The sequence below is a fragment of the Pseudomonas sp. RW407 genome (genome assembly GCF_003176655.1).
Classification (GTDB): Bacteria; Pseudomonadota; Gammaproteobacteria; order Pseudomonadales; family Pseudomonadaceae; genus Pseudomonas; species Pseudomonas delhiensis.
This window is the reverse complement of sequence record NZ_QGSL01000106.1, coordinates 413,613-414,422: the sequence shown is the minus strand read 5'-3', so window position 1 is coordinate 414,422 and position 810 is coordinate 413,613. Positions and strand designations below refer to the sequence as shown.

Here is an 810-nt window from a genome sequence, read left to right as displayed (position 1 = left end):
CGGCTCCGGCCACGCCGCCGACCCAGGCCTGACGCGTTACCCGTGGTACCCGACGCCCGGCCTCGTGCCGGGCGTCTTCATTTCAGGCGTTCAGGTAGCGCTGCGCCAGGCGCTCGGCGGCGAGCCGCGAATCGCCGCGCAGGTGCGGCGCCACCAGCATCATCACCTGGTAGACCACCAGGCGTATCTCGCCTTCGCGGCCGAGGATGCGCTGGTAGTCCAGGGAGAACAGCAGGGTCAGGGTGATCTGCTCCACCAGTTGGCCGAGGGCGTCGGTGTCGCTGGTCAGCTCGCCGCCGGCCTTGAGCCGGGCGAGCAGGGCGGCCAGGGTGCGCTTGAGCGCGTTGAGCCAGCTGCGCATGCCGCGGGCCAGCTTGGGCAGGCGCCCGGCCAGGTTGGACAGGTCCTGGAAGAGGAAGCGGTAGTGCGCCAGGCGCTCGACGATCAGGTGCAGGAACAGCCAGTAGTCCTCGGCCCCCAGGCGTGCGTCGGCGGGTGGGTCGAGCAGCGGCTGCAGTTCCTCCTCGAAGCGGGCGAACAGGGCCAGCACCAGCGGCTCCTTGCCGTGGAAGTGGTAGTACAGGTTGCCGGGGCTGATGCCCAGCTCGGTGGCGATCTCCAGGGTGGAGACGTTGGGTTCGCCCTGTTCGTTGAACAACAGCAGGGCGCATTCGAGGATGCGGTCGCGGGTTTTCATCCGTGTGCTGCTTCCGGCTTCGGGAGGTTCGACGATAACCGTGGCGGGAGCCGCCGGCCAGTCCCTCGAAAGCGTGAGGGCGCGCGTTCCTGGCAGGGGTTCATCGGGGAATC

The 810-nt window shown here is 68.9% G+C and carries 1 protein-coding gene; it reads right to left on the bottom strand.

The window, feature by feature from the left end; translation table 11 throughout:
• Window positions 1-82: 82 nt before the first annotated feature.
• On the bottom strand, window positions 83-697 hold the full coding sequence (locus DK254_RS18745; protein WP_109934982.1) for a TetR/AcrR family transcriptional regulator: 615 nt from the start codon (window positions 695-697) through the stop codon (window positions 83-85).
• Between the last annotated feature and the right edge of the window lie 113 nt (window positions 698-810).